We start from the raw sequence: 15723 nt of genomic DNA on the forward strand, positions 1-15723 counted from the left end.
TAGTTCACCTTGGGGTCGTCGAAAAGCCAGCCCGTACCGCCGCCGTGAAAACGGGTAACAGCAGAGGGAGAGACCACGCTTCAGGATGAAGACTGGCCCGGGCCTGGAGGCTGGAATCAGTGCTGCACGCTGGCTGACAACAAGGCCCGGATTGTCCAGAAAGAACAAAGTCTGAGCCTATGTTGCCTACCTTATCGTTCGATGCCTGTCGGGTTGCTGTCAGACCGCCTCAAGTTTGGCGTAGCCCATCATCAGCCACTTGCTGCCTTCGTCGAAGTTAACCTGCACCCGCGCCTGCGCGCCGGCACCTTCGAAGTTGAGAATCACGCCTTCACCGAATACCGCATGCTTGACCATCTGTCCCAGTTTGAATTCGGTTTCCGGGATCTCCGAACCGCCAAATAGGGTGCTGGTGTTTTGCTGTTGACCGCCGCCGAAAGGGCGACTGACGCTGTTGGACAAGCGCACTTCTTGAATCAGCCCTTTTGGCACTTCACGTACGAAGCGCGAAACCTTGTTGTAGGTTTCGCTGCCGTAAAGGCGTCGGGTTTCAGCATAGGTCATGACCAGGTTATGCATGGCGCGGGTGATGCCCACGTAGGCCAGGCGGCGTTCTTCTTCAAGACGACCCGGCTCTTCCAGGCTCATCTTGTGCGGGAACAGACCTTCTTCCATCCCCACCAAAAACACATACGGGAACTCCAGACCTTTGGCGCTGTGCAGCGTCATCAGCTGGATACCGTCTTCATGCTCTTCGGCTTGCGTGTCACCGGCTTCCAGCGATGCATGACCCAGGAACGCGGCCAGCGGCGTCAGCTCCTCGTCCTCTTCGTTGTTCTCGAAGTTACGGGCGGCGCTGACCAGTTCCTCAAGGTTTTCTACCCGGGCCTGGCCTTTTTCGCCTTTTTCTGCCTGATGGTAAGCAATCAGTCCGCTTTGCTCGATCACGGTTTGAGTCATCAGGTGCAGCGGCATCTCCATGACTTTTGCCGCGAGGTTCTCGATCAGTTCAACAAAGCCTGCGATGGCGCCCGACGCGCGGCCAGGCAACGCTTTGTTGGCAATCAACTGGCGCATCGATTCCCACATCGACACGTCGCTGTGGCGTGCGTGTTCACGAATCGCTTCGACTGTTTTTTCGCCAATACCGCGAGCCGGGACGTTAATCACCCGCTCTAGCGCAGCATCATTCCCACGGCCTTCGAGAAGGCGCATGTAGGCCATCGCGTTTTTGATTTCAGCCCGTTCGAAGAAGCGCTGGCCCCCATAAATACGGTACGGAATGCGCTCGCGCAGCAGCGCCTCTTCGAGTACCCGCGATTGGGCGTTGGAGCGGTACAAAATAGCGATGTCTTTATGAGCAAGGCCGGTTTTAAGCGCACTCTCAATGGTTTCGACCACATAGCGGGCTTCGTCGTGCTCGTTAAAGGCGGCATACAAATTGATTGCTTCGCCGTCGCCGCCATCGGTCCACAGCTCTTTACCCATGCGCCCGGTGTTGTTGGCGATCAGGGCGTTGGCGGCTTTGAGAATGCCGGCAGTGGAGCGGTAGTTCTGCTCCAGACGAATGGTTTCGGCGTCCGGGAAGTCCGTGGAGTACTGGTAAATGTTTTCAATTTTCGCGCCGCGCCAGCCGTAGATGGATTGGTCGTCGTCGCCGACCACCATCAGGCTGTCGCCACCCTGGGCCAGCAATCGCAGCCAGGCATATTGAACGGCGTTGGTGTCCTGAAACTCGTCGACCAAAATGTGCCGGAAGCGTTTTTGGTAATGCGCGAGCAAGCCCGGGTTATCGCGCCACAGGTCCAGTGCGCGTAACAGCAACTCAGAGAAGTCGATCACGCCTGCGCGCTGGCAGGCGGCCTCATAGGCTTCGTAAATGCTGCGCATGGTGGCCAGGAACAAATCGCCACTGGCCTGGATGTGTTGTGGACGCAGACCTTCGTCTTTTTGACCGTTGATAAACCACTGCGCCTGACGCACTGGCCAGCGTTGTTCGTCTAGCCCCAGTTCACGAATCACACGCTTGACCAAGCGTTGCTGATCATCGCTGTCCAGAATCTGGAAGGTCTGGCTCAACCCCGCTTCTTGCCAATGGGCACGCAGCAGGCGGTGCGCCAGCCCGTGGAAGGTGCCAACCCACATACCGGCCGGGTTGATACCCATCAGCTGCTCGATACGGTGACGCATCTCGGCAGCGGCCTTGTTGGTGAACGTCACCGACAGTACGGAGTGGGGGGACGCGTTTTCGACCTGGATCAACCAGGCGATACGGTGCACCAGCACACGGGTTTTGCCGGAACCTGCGCCGGCCAGAACCAACTGACGCCCGACACTGGCCGTGACGGCCTGACGTTGGGCATCGTTGAGGGAATTTAACAAGAGAGAGAGATCATCGCGCATCGGCGCATTCTAGGGTGCTGGCTCAAACCGGGCAAACTTCTATCCTGTTCGGGCTGGCCGTCTGTCGCAGCGCTGCGGTGAGTGTTTTAAAAGAACCGCAGGCGCGCACTTCAATTACAGGGGCTTATTTCATCTGTTTAATGACGTGTCTCAGTTTGGTCACGGGCCTGGCTTGTGTATGCTCGGGCAACATTTTTTGGCTCATCCACTGATAAGAATATTGCCGATGATTCAGAGTTTTAGCGCGTCGGGTGTGGCGTTGGGCACCGGGCTCGGTTTTTTTTTGGCGCTGCTGGGCGTTGTCGGCTGGCGAGCCAGTCAGCGCCGCCAAGAAGGGCGCTTGGCACCTCCTGTATGGCCTGAAGTGCTGCCGCAGGCTCAGGGTCACAGCGTGCAGCGCACTGCACCGCTGTCGTGCGAGATTGAGCAACGGCGTTTGGCGGCCACCGTGTTTGAAGCGGCCAGCGAAGGCATTGTGATACTCGACCCCGATTACCGGATGTTGGCGGCCAATCAGGCGTTTTGTCGCATCAGTGGTTACGCCGTCGAAGAGCTGGTCGGGCGGCGTGTGAACGAACTGGCCTGCAGTCGTGATGCCCGCCGTCACTTTCCAATGATCCAGCCGGTGCTGGATGAGCACGACCACTGGCAGGGCGAGTTGGTCGAAACGCGCAAAAGCGGTGAACTTTACCCGCAATGGCTGCAACTTAAAGTCGTGCGTGATGATGACGGGCGTATCAGCCACATCGTGGCCTTTGTCAGCGACCTGTCAGCGCGGCGTATTTCTGAAGCCCGGGTGCGCCATCTGACGCATTTTGATGAACTCACAGGGCTGGCCAATCGCCTGTTGTTCAAAGAGCGGCTGGAAGAAGCCAATCAGCGTGTGCGCCAAGGTTCACGCAACCTTGCGCTGCTCTACATCAACCTTGATCGTTTCAAGCTACTCAATGACAGCCTGAGTCCCGAACTCGCTGACCAAGTGCTGCATAAAGTCGCTCGACGCCTGACCAAAGCACTGCCGGAGGCAGACACCATTGCGCGGCTCTCAGGTGATGAATTTGCCGTGTTGTTCGATGCGTACGGCAGCCTGACGAGTCTGGCGCGTGTGGCGACCCGGCTATTGGCCAAAATAAGCCGGCCATTGGTGGTTGACGGGCATGAACTGGTCATCAGCGCATCGATGGGTATCAGCTTGTTGCCTGATAGCGCGCGGGACATCGCCACGCTGGTCAGCCAGTCCAACAAGGCCATGCAGCAAGCCAAACACTTGGGCGGCGGCACGTTTCAGTTTTTCAGTCATAGCCTGCAAGACAGTACCCTTGAACGCTTGCAGCTGGAAAACCAACTGCGCAAGGCAATTGCCAACCAGCAACTCAACGTCTTCTACCAACCCAAGCTGTGCCTGACCACAGGGCGTTTGCACGCGGCTGAGGCGTTGGTGCGCTGGGATCATCCACAACTGGGCAGCGTGCCTCCGAGTGATTTTATTGGTTTGGCCGAAGAGACCGGCCTGATTGGTGCCATTGGCGAGTTTGTACTGCGCCAGGCCTGTCATCAGGCGTGTGAGTGGCAGCGCGAAGGGCTGGCGCCGATACGGGTATCGGTCAATTTGTCAGTGCATCAATTGCGTCAGGGCAAGCTGGTCAGTTTGGTGCGTCAAGTGCTGGAAGAGAGCGGGCTGGCGCCTCATTGCCTGGAGCTGGAACTCACTGAAAGCCAATTGCTCGACAGTGTTGATTCCATTGTTGCGACTTTCCAGCAACTCCACGAGTTGGGGGTAAAACTGGCGATCGATGACTTTGGCACGGGGTATTCGTCCCTCAGTTACCTCAAACGGTTTGCTGTGGATTACGTAAAAATCGATCAAACATTTATTCGCGGTGTGGGCCGCTCGGTCGAGGATGAGGCGATTACCAAAGCGATTATCGCGATGGCCCACAGCCTGGATTTAAAGGTTGTCGCCGAAGGCGTGGAAGATGACGTGCAACTGGCGTTTCTCAAGGCGCAGCAGTGTGACGAGGTGCAGGGATATTTGATCAGCCGGCCCATTAATCCTTCAGCTTTAGGTGATTTATTACGCAGCAATGTAGTCTTTTTGTAGTGCTAAAAAGGGCTACATAGAGCTTTGGTAGCCTGTATTGGGGGTAAAGCGCAGGTATACGCGACGTATTGGTTGGGCAGAAATCGAATTCTTGTAGTATAACTACAAGATTGCTACATCTCTGGTACCTCACCTTTTCAGACCGAGTCCTGCCCTTTGAACTTGCTGCAACATATCGCCCAGTCACGCCACTTGTTACGTAAATCGGAACTCAAGGTCGCCGATCACGTGCTGCTTGATCCTGCGGCTGTAATGCACAGTTCCATGGCCGACCTTGCCTATAACGTCGGTATCAGTGAGCCCACCATCGTGCGCTTTTGCCGTGCGATTGGGTGTTCCGGGTTTCAAGACCTGAAACTCAAGCTGGCGCAAAGCCTGGCGGCGGGTGCCAGTTTTGGTCAGTTCGCCATCCATGAAGACGACTCCGTCGCTGACTACAGTCTCAAAATTTTCGACACCACACTGCACACCCTGATGGACGTGCGTGAAAAGCTCGACCCTGTGGCGTTGCAGCGTGCCGTGACCGCCATGTCTCAGGCTCAGCGTGTCGAGTTTTATGGCTTTGGTGCCTCGGGTGCCGTGGCGGCCGATGCGCAGCACAAGTTTTTCCGTTTGTTGCTAACGGCAGCGGCCTATTCCGACCCGCACATGCAGGCGATGTCGGCCGTGACCTTGAAGCCCACCGACGTGGCCATCTGCATCTCGCAGTCGGGTCGCTCCAAAGACTTGCTGATTACCGCCAATTTGGTGCGTGAAAGCGGCGCAACATTGATCACGTTATGCCCAAGCCAAACGCCATTGGCAGAGTTGGCCACCGTGAACCTGGCCATCGATGTTCACGAAGACACCGAAATCTATACGCCATTGACCTCGCGCATCGCCCACCTGGTGGTGATCGACGTGCTGGCAATGGGCGTGGCAATGGCCCGTGGCCCGAGCCTGGTCAACCACCTCAAGAGCGTCAAACGCAGCCTGCGCAGTTTGCGCCTGTCGCCAAAATCGCTGAAAAACCACGACGATTAACACCGCCTAAACACCTCGCAGGCGGCGATTTTTTGATCGTAAACAATCGCAGCCTTCGCCAGCGCTTACAGGGGTCGTACCCGGTTCATTCTTTTGTCATTGGGCCTTCGCTCAATTGTCACAAACAAAGTCCATCGTAAAGCTCCCGTACACGCCTTGGGAGACTCGAAATGGCCCAGCCTTACGAAGAACGCAACAGCGCCGTCAAAACCCGTCGTCAACAGGAAGACCAGCGCCGCATGGCCTTCCGGCGTGCGATTGAAGACCATACGGACCAGCGCTTATTGCGCCTTGAAACGGCCGACTACCCCGACCTCGGCGCCCTCAATTACTGGCAGGCGCCGCCGGTAAATGGCCGTCGAAGCGCTCAACCAGCGCGCTGATTTGCTGACGCTCGCTGCGAATAAAGCCTACGAACGCATGCGCCACTGGTGACAGGCGTTTGGCTTTTGCCTGCACCACGCACCAACTGCGATACAGCGGCAATTCTTCGACCGGCAGCTCACGCAGCAAGCCGGTCGCCAGCTCCAGGCTGACAGCGTGGCGCGTCAACAGCGCCACGCCCAACCCCGCCACCGCACATTCACGCTGAGCATCGGTCGACGCCACCTCCAGCGTGTGTTTGAAGTGCACACGTTTCTCTTTGAAATACTCTTCGCACGCCCTGCGCGTGCCAGACCCTTGCTCGCGCATCAGCAGCGTGAAGGGTTCCAGCTCTTGAAGTTGTAAGCTTTCGCGCTGGCTCAAGGGGTGATCGGGCGGCGCAACAGCAATGATGGGGTTATTCAAAAACGGCAAGAATTCCAGGCCCATGTCCAGCGGCACCATCGACATGATCACCAGATCGTCGCGGTTGTCTGAAAGTCTGCGCACCGCTTGTGCCCGATTGACCACCGTGAGTTGCAAATTGACTTCGGGGTGCAGGCGCTTGAACGCCGCAAAAAGATGCGGCACAAAATATTTCGCACTCGACTCCACGGCCAATTTCAGCTGCCCTTGTAGCGAACCGAGCAGGTCGGACAGCTGCATATCAAGGTTTTCCAGGCGGTCAAAAATATCGCGACTGGCCCGCTGAAGCGCTTCAGCGGCCTCGGTCATGTACAGCTTTTTGCCGACGTAATCGAATAAAGGCTGCCCAACCAGTTCTTCAAGTTGGCGAATTTGTAGACTTACGGCGGGTTGCGTCAGCGACATTTCTTCTGCTGCGCGGCTGTAAGAGCGTAAATCACACACTTCATTGAACACCTGAAGCTGCCTAAAAGTGATACGCATCAATGACTTACGCATTTTTATAAAATTATCCGAAGCGACAAGTGATCTGACTATAAGTGGTTACTTATGCATGACCCAAGAATTATTGATTTTTGTTTATCAATGCGTGGGTCTAGTGTGACGACACAACGGTTCAGACACATTTGGACACGTGCCGACCTGGTCTAGCAGGTCGTTTGTTCCATGGGCTTTAGGAAAAATCCAAGTGATAAAAAAGATCCTGATCGCCAACCGCGGAGAAATTGCCGTCCGAATCGTGCGCGCCTGCGCCGAGATGGGCATTCGCTCTGTAGCGGTCTATTCCGATGCTGACCGGCATGCCTTGCACGTCAAGCGCGCCGACGAAGCACACAGCATTGGCGAAGACCCGCTCGCCGGTTATCTGAACCCACGCAAACTGGTAAACTTAGCGGTAGAAACCGGCTGCGATGCCTTGCACCCCGGTTACGGTTTTCTGTCAGAAAATGCCGAACTGGCTGATATCTGCGCCGAGCGCGGTATCAAATTTATCGGCCCGGCTGCCGAAGTCATTCGGCGCATGGGTGATAAAACTGAAGCCCGCCGCAGCATGATCAAAGCCGGTGTGCCGGTCACGCCGGGTACTGAGGGCAACGTGGCGGATATTCACGAGGCGTTGGTTGAAGGTGAGCGCATCGGCTACCCGGTCATGCTCAAAGCCACCTCGGGCGGCGGCGGCCGCGGGATTCGTCGCTGCAACAGCCGCGAAGAGCTGGAGCAAGCGTTTCCGCGGGTGATCTCCGAAGCCACCAAAGCCTTTGGCTCGGCTGAAGTGTTTCTCGAAAAATGCATCGTTAATCCCAAGCACATCGAGGCGCAAATTCTCGGTGACAGCTTTGGCAACGTCGTCCATCTGTTCGAGCGCGACTGCTCGATTCAGCGACGTAACCAAAAGCTCATCGAAATTGCCCCCAGCCCTCAGTTGACCCCGGAGCAGCGCGCCTACATCGGCGACCTGTCCGTGCGCGCCGCCAAGGCCGTGGGCTACGAGAATGCGGGCACCGTGGAGTTTCTGCTCGCTGAAGGCGAGGTGTACTTCATGGAGATGAACACGCGGGTGCAGGTGGAGCACACCATCACCGAAGAAATTACCGGCATCGACATCGTTCGCGAGCAAATCCGTATCGCTTCCGGTTTGCCGCTGTCGATCAAGCAAGAAGACATTCAGCACCGCGGCTTTGCCCTGCAATTTCGGATCAACGCCGAAGACCCGAAAAACAACTTTCTGCCCAGCTTCGGCAAGATCACCCGTTACTACGCCCCCGGCGGCCCCGGCGTGCGCACCGACACGGCGATCTACACCGGCTACACCATCCCGCCGTATTACGACTCCATGTGTCTGAAACTGGTGGTGTGGGCGCTGACGTGGGAAGAGGCGATGGACCGTGGTTTGCGCGCCCTCGACGACATGCGTCTGCAAGGGGTTAAAACCACCGCCGCTTACTACCAGGAAATCCTGCGTAACCCGGAATTTCGCAGTGGCCAGTTCAACACCAGCTTCGTAGAAAGCCATCCTGAACTGACCAACTACTCGATCAAGCGCAAACCCGAAGAGCTGGCACTGGCCATTGCTGCCGCCATCGCTGCCCACGCAGGCCTGTGAGGAAAAGAATAATGAGCAAAAAGATTTTTGTAACCGACACCATCCTGCGTGACGCCCACCAGTCGCTGCTGGCCACCCGCATGCGCACCGAAGACATGCTGCCTATCTGCGACAAGCTGGACAAAGTCGGCTATTGGTCGCTGGAAGTCTGGGGCGGCGCGACCTTTGACGCCTGCGTGCGCTTCCTTAAAGAGGATCCGTGGGAGCGCCTGCGTCAGTTGCGTGCGGCCTTGCCCAATACCCGCCTGCAAATGTTGTTGCGTGGCCAGAACCTGCTCGGCTACCGCCACTACAGCGACGACGTGGTTAAAGCCTTCGTCGCCAAGGCTGCGGTCAATGGCATCGACGTGTTCCGCATCTTCGACGCCATGAACGACGTGCGTAACCTGCGCGTCGCCATCGAGGCAGTCAAGGCGGCCGGCAAGCACGCTCAGGGCACCATCGCCTACACCACCAGCCCGGTGCACACCACCGAAGCGTTTGTGGCGCAGGCCAAACAAATGGAGGCGATGGGTTGCGACTCGGTGGCAATCAAAGACATGGCTGGCCTGCTGACCCCGTTCGCCACCGGCGATCTGGTCAAAGCGCTGAAGGCTGAAATCAGCCTGCCGATCTTTATCCACTCCCACGACACTGCTGGTCTGGCTGCCATGTGCCAGCTCAAAGCGATCGAAAACGGCGCAGACCACATCGACACCGCGATCTCCAGCTTTGCGTGGGGCACCAGCCACCCAGGCACCGAGTCGATGGTGGCCGCCCTTAAAGGCAGCGAGTACGACACGGGCCTCGACCTGGCGCTGTTGCAGGAAATCGGTTTGTACTTCTACGCCGTGCGTAAGAAGTACCACCAGTTTGAAAGCGAATTCACCGCCGTCGACACTCGCGTACAAGTTAACCAAGTGCCGGGCGGCATGATTTCCAACCTGGCCAACCAGCTCAAAGAGCAGGGCGCGCTGAACCGCATGAGCGAAGTGCTGGCCGAAATCCCGCGTGTGCGCGAAGACCTCGGCTACCCGCCGTTGGTTACGCCGACCTCGCAAATCGTAGGCACTCAAGCGTTCTTCAACGTACTGGCGGGCGAGCGCTACAAAACCATCACCAACGAAGTGAAGCTCTATTTGCAAGGCGGCTATGGCAAGGCGCCGGGCGTGGTGAATGAAAAACTGCGTCGTCAGGCCATCGGCAACGAAGAACTGATCGACGTCCGTCCGGCTGACCTGCTCAAGCCCGAAATGGTCAAGCTGCGCGGTGAGATTGGTGCATTGGCCACGTCCGAAGAAGATGTGCTGACCTACGCCATGTTCCCGGACATCGGGCGTAAATTCCTTGAAGAGCGTGCTGCGGGCACGCTCGTGCCTGAAGTGCTATTGCCGATCCCGGAAGCGGGCGGTGTCAGCAAGGCGGGCGGCGAGGGTGTACCGACTGAATTTGTGATCGACGTGCACGGCGAGAGCTACCGCGTAGACATCACCGGTGTAGGCGTTAAAGCTGAAGGCAAACGTCACTTCTACCTGTCAATCGACGGCATGCCGGAAGAAGTGGTGTTCGAGCCGCTCAATGAGTTTGTCGGTGGCGCCTCCAGCAAGCGCAAGCAAGCCAGCGAGCCTGGTCACGTCAGCACCGCCATGCCGGGCAACATCGTCGACGTACTGGTGGCCGTGGGCGACACCGTCAAAGCCGGGCAATCGGTACTCATCACCGAAGCCATGAAAATGGAAACCGAAGTGCAGGCCGCGATTGCGGGCAAAGTAGTAACCATCCATGTGATCAAAGGCGATCGCGTCAACCCGGGCGAAATCCTGATCGAAATCGAAGCCTGATGCGCCGTTGATCCAAACGCTTTAAACCTCGGGGGAGCATGTGCTCCCCTTTTTTTTGCCCTAACGTTGAGGTTCCGTACCACGCTTTAGGAGTGAGCGCATGAGCGATGGAGGCTAAACAACCGATTTGCGAGCAAGCGTGTCTAGGCAGAGACGAGGGCTGGCTTGAATGACGAGAAATTTCTAGCCTCACCTGTGCACCAAAAACGCCCAACAGCCCTTGCTGGGCGTACTGATCATTTTTTATACAGTCGATGCCCTGCATTCTTCTAGAGACTTGATTTGGCCGCTTTTTGGCTGGTTATCCAGTGCCAGCCATTTTTCGAAGCCTGCCGCTACAGATGACCATTGTGTACTGATTATGCTGTACCACGTAGTATCTCTATTTTTACCTTTTACCACCATATGCTGGCGAAATACGCCTTCAAATGTGTACCCCAATCGTACTGCTGTACGCTTGGAGCGGGTGTTGTCATTGTTGCACTTCCATTCCAGGCGACGATTGCCCAGTGCAAAGGCTTCTTTGGCTAGCAGGTAGACGGCTTCGGTGCTTTTGGGCGAGCGTTGCATCGGTGCACCAAATGCCACATGGCCAATTTCGATTCGCCCGTGTTCCGGCACGATGCACATCAGGCTGAGCATGCCCTGCGCCTGATCGTTGGCACTGTCGATGACGGCATAGAAATGCGGGTCGGCACTGGCGGCATTTTTTTCAAGCAAGGCATCAAATGCACTGCGTTCCGGGAAAGGGCCGTAAGGCAAGTAATCCCACAGCTTTGGATCGCTGTCGGGTCCCTGTAAGGCTAGCCACAAATCGTCGCCATGCCGGGCCGGATCGAGTTTTTCCAGACGTATATATAGCCCTTCAAGTGTTCGGTTATCCGGGGTTGTGGCCGGTTGCCAGTGTTGGAGAGATTCGGACATGGCGTGCTCCTTATTTATGACAAGGCTTTACGAAATTGGATGAAGCCAGGGCGATCCGCAATACGTTCATACAACCGAATGGCCGTGGCATTGGTTTCTTGGGTCAACCAATGCACTTTGGCGCATTCCAGGGCGCGCGCCTGCGCATAGACGTGTTCGATCAACTGGCGACCGACCCCGGTGCCACGCAAGTGCGGGCTAACGTACAAGTCTTGCAGGTAGCACGAGTTGCCAATGCTCCAGTTAGAGCGATGAATAACGGTCTGCACCATGCCTACCGCCTCATCGTCTTGCCAGGCAAGGGCCAGATGAGTCGGTTCGGCCGGGTCCATGAAACGTTGCCAGGTGGATTGGCTGACGTCGGCGGGTAGCTCGGTTTTGTAAAACGTAAGGTACGCCTGCCAGAGGGGCATCCACACATCGTGGTCGGCGTCAGTGGCGGGTTTGATCTGGATGTTGGAGGTCATGAAGCTATTCCTTAGCGATTCAAGAGGTCTGGACTTCGCACCTACAGAGAATGTTCTTGGCGAATGCCTGCATCCTAGGCAGGCTATTGGCCCGTTGTAAGAGCCACTAACGACCCATTTCGTAGGTCCAATGTATGCCTGATTCAGCCTTGCCTATTGCTTTCAACCCTGCGGGTATCGAGCTTGATCCTAAAAAAGGATTGAGCCGTCAGTTGTATCAGGCGTTACGCGAGCGGGTACTGGACGGTCGATTGAGTGGTGGCGCGCGTTTGCCGGCCAGCCGTGACTTAGCGGCAGCGCTCGGTATTTCGCGCAATAGCGTCGTGCGCGCCTACGATCAGCTGTACGCCGAAGGCTTTATAGAAGGCCGGATTGGAAATGGCACCTACGTCGTGCAATTACCCCAAAAAGCGCAGGCGCCAAAAAAGTTGTCCACCAACTTGTCCACAGGGTTTTCAACAGGCTTACCCACAGGTTTATCCACAAAAACGTCTTTTTTACCTGTAATTACGTCCAGTAAAGTTATCCACAGCACAGCGCTGCACAAGGTCTCAAGACACTCTCTGGACCTGCCTCCCAATGGGCCGCCGCGCGCTTTTCGGGTGGGCATTCCGGCCTTTGATTTGTTCCCGTTTGAGGTCTGGAGCAAGCTGCAAGCCACTTTTTGGCGTAAGCCGGATTTGCAGCAACTGTGTTACGGCGACCCGGCCGGGGATGAGCGTCTGCGCGGGCTCATTGCCGCGTATTTACGAACATCGCGGGGTTTATCCTGCTCCGCTGAACAAATTTTGATCACCTGCGGCGCGCAGCAAGGAATTAGCCTTTGTGCACAGTTGCTGGTGGAGCTGGGTGAGGGCGTGGCGGTGGAAAACCCCGGCTACCACGCGGCAGCCCAAGCGTTCGCAATTGCGGGTGCTCAAGTGCTGGGGGTGCCGGTCGATCAGGAGGGCATGAAGTGTGACGCGTTAGCAGGCCTGCCGACTTGCCGATTGGCCTACGTGACACCGTCCCATCAGTACCCGTCGGGGGTGACCATGAGCCTGGCGCGACGCCTTGAATTGCTGGCGTGGGCTGAGCGCACGCAAGGCTGGATTGTCGAAGATGATTACGATGGCGAGTACCGTTACAGCGGCGCGCCGTTGTCGCCATTGGCCGCGCTGGACCGCACTGGGCGCGTCATTTACGTCGGCACGTTTGGCAAGGTCGCCTTTCCGGCGTTACGCCTCGGTTATCTGGTATTACCCCACGCTCTGATTGAACCCTTCGCCCAACGTCGCTCGCTGGACATGCGCCATTCGGAGGTGAGCACCCAGGCGGTCATGGCCGAGTTTATGGCCGCAGGGCATTTTCAGCGTCACATCCGGCGCATGCGGCGCGCCGCGTTGAGTCGGCGTAATACCTTGCTGGCGCATTGGCCAAAGGGTGTAGAGGGTGTAGGAGAATTACCGGACATCGTGGCAGGTTTGCACGTCACCGTGCCGGTCAGCAGCCTTGAGCGCGAACATGTATTGCTGGCGCAGGCCCATCAGGTACAGGTAGAAATCAACGGTTTGAGTCGCTATTGGCTGCGCGACTCGGTCGAGCCTGTGGATAACCGTGCCGGTTTGGTGCTGGGGTTTGCGGGGGTGCCCGAGGCGGATATCCGCGCGGCGCTAGCGCGGTTGAGCAAGGTCTGGAGATGAGCAACGCGCAGTCGCTGTCGCAGGCTGCGAAGGGTTGCTTAGCAACCCGTTTATCGAAAATACCGCTGACCTTTTTCCGCCTGGGCAGTGACTACGGAGGAGGGATTACGTACCCGATTTGATTTTGGTCCACGCCCGTGTGCGCGCCCGCTCGGCGTCACGCGGCAGCGGTGTGAGGGTGTAAAGCGTTTCCATCGCCGCTTCGGTGGGGTACAGGTTCGGGTTATTGCGAATGCTTGGGGCCACCCGTTCTGTGGCGTCTTTGTTGGGGTTGGGGTAGCCGACAAAGTCACTGATCGGCGCAATCACTTTGGGTTGCAGCAGGTAGTTGATGAAGGTGTAGGCGTCTTCGGTATTTTTCGCCCCTTTAGGGATCGCCAGCATATCGAACCAGATGGGAGCGCCTTCTTTGGGTAGGCGCATGTCGACCGTCACACCATTTTTAGCCTCTTTGGCCCGGTTAGCCGCCTGCGAAAAGCTGCCCGAATAACCGACGGCCACACAAATGTCGCCATTGGCGATGTCGGCCATGTATTTGGAGGAGTGGAAGTAGGTCACGTATGGGCGAATTTTCAGCAGCAGTGCTTCGGCCTTGGCGTAGTCCTTGGGGTTGTTGCTGTTGGGCGGTAGCCCCAAATGTTGCAGCGCCAGCGGCAATATTTCTGAGGGCGAATCCAGCAACGCCACGCCGCATTGTTTGAGTTTGCTGATGTTCTCTTCTTTGAAAATCAGGTCCCAACTGTCGACGGGGGCGTTCTCGCCCAGTGCGGCCTTGACCTTGTCCGGGTTGAACCCGATCAGAATCGTGCCGTACATATACGGCACGGCGAATTGATTGCCGGGGTCGTTGGCTTCAATCAACTTCATCAGTTTGGGATCAAGGTGGTTCCAGTTCGGGAGTTTGCTGCGGTCCAGCGGCTGGAACACCCCCGCTTCGATCTGCTTGGCCAGAAACACATTGGACGGCACCACCACGTCATACCCCGAGTTTCCCGTGAGCAGCTTGGCTTCCAGCGCTTCGTTAGTGTCGAAAATGTCGTAGATGAGTTTGACCTGGGTGTCCTTTTTGAAATCCACCAGGGTTTGCGGGGTGATGTAGTCGAACCAGTTATACACGCGCAAGGTGCGGTCTTCGGCATGTACGGCGGTGCTGAGCAGCGCGCTGGCGCAGAGCACCGGGGTAAATAAACGCGTAAGGGTATTCATTGTTGTTATGTCCTCATTGAGCGCTCAGGAAGCCTTCAAGCACGTTGACGGCGTTGACGCCGATCTCTTCTACCGCGTAACCGCCTTCCATCACAAACAGCGTCGGCTTGCCCAGGCGCGCAATGCGTTCGCCCATGCGCACGTAGTCCGGGCTGTCGAGTTTGAACTGGGAAATCGGGTCATTTTTAAAGGTGTCGACGCCCAGTGAAATCACCAGCACATCGGCGTTGTACCGCTCCACCTCAAGGCATGCCTGCTCCAGTGCGGCGCTCCAGCGGTCCCAGGCGGAGCCTGCGGCCAGCGGGTAGTTGAAGTTGAACCCTTCGCCCGGCCCATCACCGCGCTCGTCTTCGTAGCCCAGAAAGAACGGAAACTCGGCCTCGGGGTGGCCATGAATTGAGGTGAACAACACATCGTTGCGCGTGTAGAAAATCGACTGCGTGCCATTACCGTGGTGGTAGTCCACATCGAGGATGGCGACCTTGCGATGGCCTTGATCGAGAAAGGCTTGAGCCGCGATGGCAGCATTGTTGAGGTAGCAATAACCGCCCATTAAATCCTTGGCAGCGTGATGGCCCGGTGGGCGACATAGGGCGAAAGCGCTGTGAGCGCCGCGCTGAATTTCTGCTTGTGCTGTCAGTGCCACTTGCGCCGCGCTGTAGGCCGCTTGCCATGTGCCCGCCGTAATCGGCGCGCCACCGTCAAAGCTGTAGTAACCCAACTGGCCGTGCAGGCTGGTCGGGATGATCGGACGTAAGGTGCGAGCGGGCCACGTGTAGGGCAACAGGTCGCCGTCGCGGCCATGTTCGGTCCAGCGCGCCCACGCCCCCTCAAAGAAATCCAGATACGCCGCCGTGTGAATGCGTTCGATGGGGCCGCGGCCAAAGTCGCGGGGGGCTTGTACCGGGCCCAGTTCACGGGTTTTAACCCGTTGCAGGATGTGGTCGGCGCGCGAGGGCATTTCGAAGCAGGGCATCAGTTGCCCGTCCATCAGTTCACAACGGCCGTGATGCAGGTGGTGATCGTCTGAATAGATCGTCAGCATTTTCTTATTCTCCGCAGGCGTGATCGGTGATCCACAGTCTTGCGGGGTCGCGGGGTTCAGAGAACGGCAGGAGCGGCCAAAAGGGGATTGATATGGCCAAAATGATTGACCTGAATTCGCCCCTGAGCGGATCAACGTGCTCCACGTCGCAGGGGTCGA

At 57.2% G+C, this 15723-nt stretch carries 11 protein-coding genes and 1 pseudogene; 6 read left to right on the forward strand and 6 right to left on the reverse strand.

The annotated features are described in order from the left end of the window. Window positions 1–219: 219 nt before the first annotated feature. The gene (uvrD, locus tag GYN01_RS10490; protein WP_203307008.1) at window positions 220–2403 is read right to left on the reverse strand and encodes a DNA helicase II; all 2184 of its coding nucleotides are present in this window, start codon (window positions 2401–2403) and stop codon (window positions 220–222) included. A gap of 424 nt (window positions 2404–2827) precedes the next feature. On the opposite strand from uvrD, the pseudogene GYN01_RS10495 reads away from it, so the two are divergent. From GYN01_RS10495 to GYN01_RS10505, 3 genes and pseudogenes are all read left to right on the forward strand, one after another. Further along, window positions 2828–4504: pseudogene (locus tag GYN01_RS10495) on the forward strand (putative bifunctional diguanylate cyclase/phosphodiesterase); the annotation flags it as partial. 156 nt (window positions 4505–4660) lie between these two features. Continuing rightward, on the forward strand, window positions 4661–5527 hold the full coding sequence (gene hexR, locus GYN01_RS10500) for a transcriptional regulator HexR (protein WP_203307010.1): 867 nt from the start codon (window positions 4661–4663) through the stop codon (window positions 5525–5527). A gap of 170 nt (window positions 5528–5697) precedes the next feature. Continuing rightward, window positions 5698–5910, forward strand: a complete 213-nt coding sequence (locus tag GYN01_RS10505; RefSeq protein ID WP_082149448.1) for a PA3496 family putative envelope integrity protein — start codon at window positions 5698–5700, stop codon at window positions 5908–5910. Here GYN01_RS10505 and GYN01_RS10510 read toward each other — a convergent pair. After that, window positions 5852–6814: a LysR family transcriptional regulator gene (locus GYN01_RS10510; RefSeq protein ID WP_048402653.1), complete on the reverse strand. Its 963-nt coding sequence runs from the start codon at window positions 6812–6814 to the stop codon at window positions 5852–5854. The genes GYN01_RS10505 and GYN01_RS10510 overlap by 59 nt on opposite strands. Window positions 6815–7004: 190 nt before the next feature. On the opposite strand from GYN01_RS10510, the gene GYN01_RS10515 reads away from it, so the two are divergent. Together GYN01_RS10515 and oadA are read left to right on the forward strand one after the other, a co-directional pair. Beyond that, a complete protein-coding gene (locus tag GYN01_RS10515) occupies window positions 7005–8420 on the forward strand; it encodes an acetyl-CoA carboxylase biotin carboxylase subunit (protein WP_048363741.1) in 1416 nt (471 codons plus the stop codon). Between the two features lie 11 nt (window positions 8421–8431). Further along, window positions 8432–10240 carry a sodium-extruding oxaloacetate decarboxylase subunit alpha gene (gene oadA / locus GYN01_RS10520; protein ID WP_048363740.1) on the forward strand — a complete coding sequence of 603 codons (1809 nt, stop codon included), beginning with the start codon at window positions 8432–8434 and terminating at the stop codon, window positions 10238–10240. Between the two features lie 243 nt (window positions 10241–10483). Here oadA and GYN01_RS10525 read toward each other — a convergent pair whose 3' ends face one another. Both GYN01_RS10525 and GYN01_RS10530 read right to left on the reverse strand, forming a co-directional pair. Then, window positions 10484–11164: a GNAT family N-acetyltransferase gene (locus GYN01_RS10525; RefSeq protein ID WP_203307011.1), complete on the reverse strand. Its 681-nt coding sequence runs from the start codon at window positions 11162–11164 to the stop codon at window positions 10484–10486. A gap of 14 nt (window positions 11165–11178) precedes the next feature. After that, entirely contained in the window at window positions 11179–11631 is a 453-nt protein-coding gene (locus GYN01_RS10530) for a GNAT family N-acetyltransferase (protein ID WP_048363738.1), read from the reverse strand. Between the two features lie 134 nt (window positions 11632–11765). Between GYN01_RS10530 and pdxR the strand changes: the two genes are divergently transcribed. Then, complete coding sequence (gene pdxR / locus GYN01_RS10535) at window positions 11766–13313, forward strand: MocR-like pyridoxine biosynthesis transcription factor PdxR (protein ID WP_203307012.1); 1548 nt, start codon at window positions 11766–11768, stop codon at window positions 13311–13313. 105 nt (window positions 13314–13418) lie between these two features. Here the strand turns inward: pdxR and GYN01_RS10540 are convergent, their stop codons facing one another. Continuing rightward, on the reverse strand, window positions 13419–14519 hold the full coding sequence (locus tag GYN01_RS10540) for a polyamine ABC transporter substrate-binding protein (RefSeq protein WP_203307013.1): 1101 nt from the start codon (window positions 14517–14519) through the stop codon (window positions 13419–13421). Window positions 14520–14532: 13 nt separating this feature from the next. Beyond that, the gene (locus tag GYN01_RS10545; RefSeq protein WP_203307014.1) at window positions 14533–15564 is read right to left on the reverse strand and encodes a histone deacetylase family protein; all 1032 of its coding nucleotides are present in this window, start codon (window positions 15562–15564) and stop codon (window positions 14533–14535) included. Between the last annotated feature and the right edge of the window lie 159 nt (window positions 15565–15723).

The organism is Pseudomonas weihenstephanensis (assembly GCF_016812185.1).
Taxonomy (GTDB): domain Bacteria; phylum Pseudomonadota; class Gammaproteobacteria; order Pseudomonadales; family Pseudomonadaceae; genus Aquipseudomonas; species Aquipseudomonas weihenstephanensis.

Bases quoted from the DNA above. Each gene is read 5' to 3' on its own strand.
- GYN01_RS10540 (WP_203307013.1), bottom strand. From the start codon at position 14,519: ATGAATACCCTTACGCGTTTATTTACCCCGGTGCTCTGCGCCAGCGCG.
- GYN01_RS10510 (WP_048402653.1), bottom strand. From the start codon at position 6,814: ATGCGTAAGTCATTGATGCGTATCACTTTTAGGCAGCTTCAGGTGTTC.
- GYN01_RS10525 (WP_203307011.1), bottom strand. From the start codon at position 11,164: ATGTCCGAATCTCTCCAACACTGGCAACCGGCCACAACCCCGGATAAC.
- oadA (WP_048363740.1), top strand. From the start codon at position 8,432: ATGAGCAAAAAGATTTTTGTAACCGACACCATCCTGCGTGACGCCCAC.
- GYN01_RS10545 (WP_203307014.1), bottom strand. From the start codon at position 15,564: ATGCTGACGATCTATTCAGACGATCACCACCTGCATCACGGCCGTTGT.
- GYN01_RS10505 (WP_082149448.1), top strand. From the start codon at position 5,698: ATGGCCCAGCCTTACGAAGAACGCAACAGCGCCGTCAAAACCCGTCGT.
- pdxR (WP_203307012.1), top strand. From the start codon at position 11,766: ATGCCTGATTCAGCCTTGCCTATTGCTTTCAACCCTGCGGGTATCGAG.
- uvrD (WP_203307008.1), bottom strand. From the start codon at position 2,403: ATGCGCGATGATCTCTCTCTCTTGTTAAATTCCCTCAACGATGCCCAA.
- GYN01_RS10530 (WP_048363738.1), bottom strand. From the start codon at position 11,631: ATGACCTCCAACATCCAGATCAAACCCGCCACTGACGCCGACCACGAT.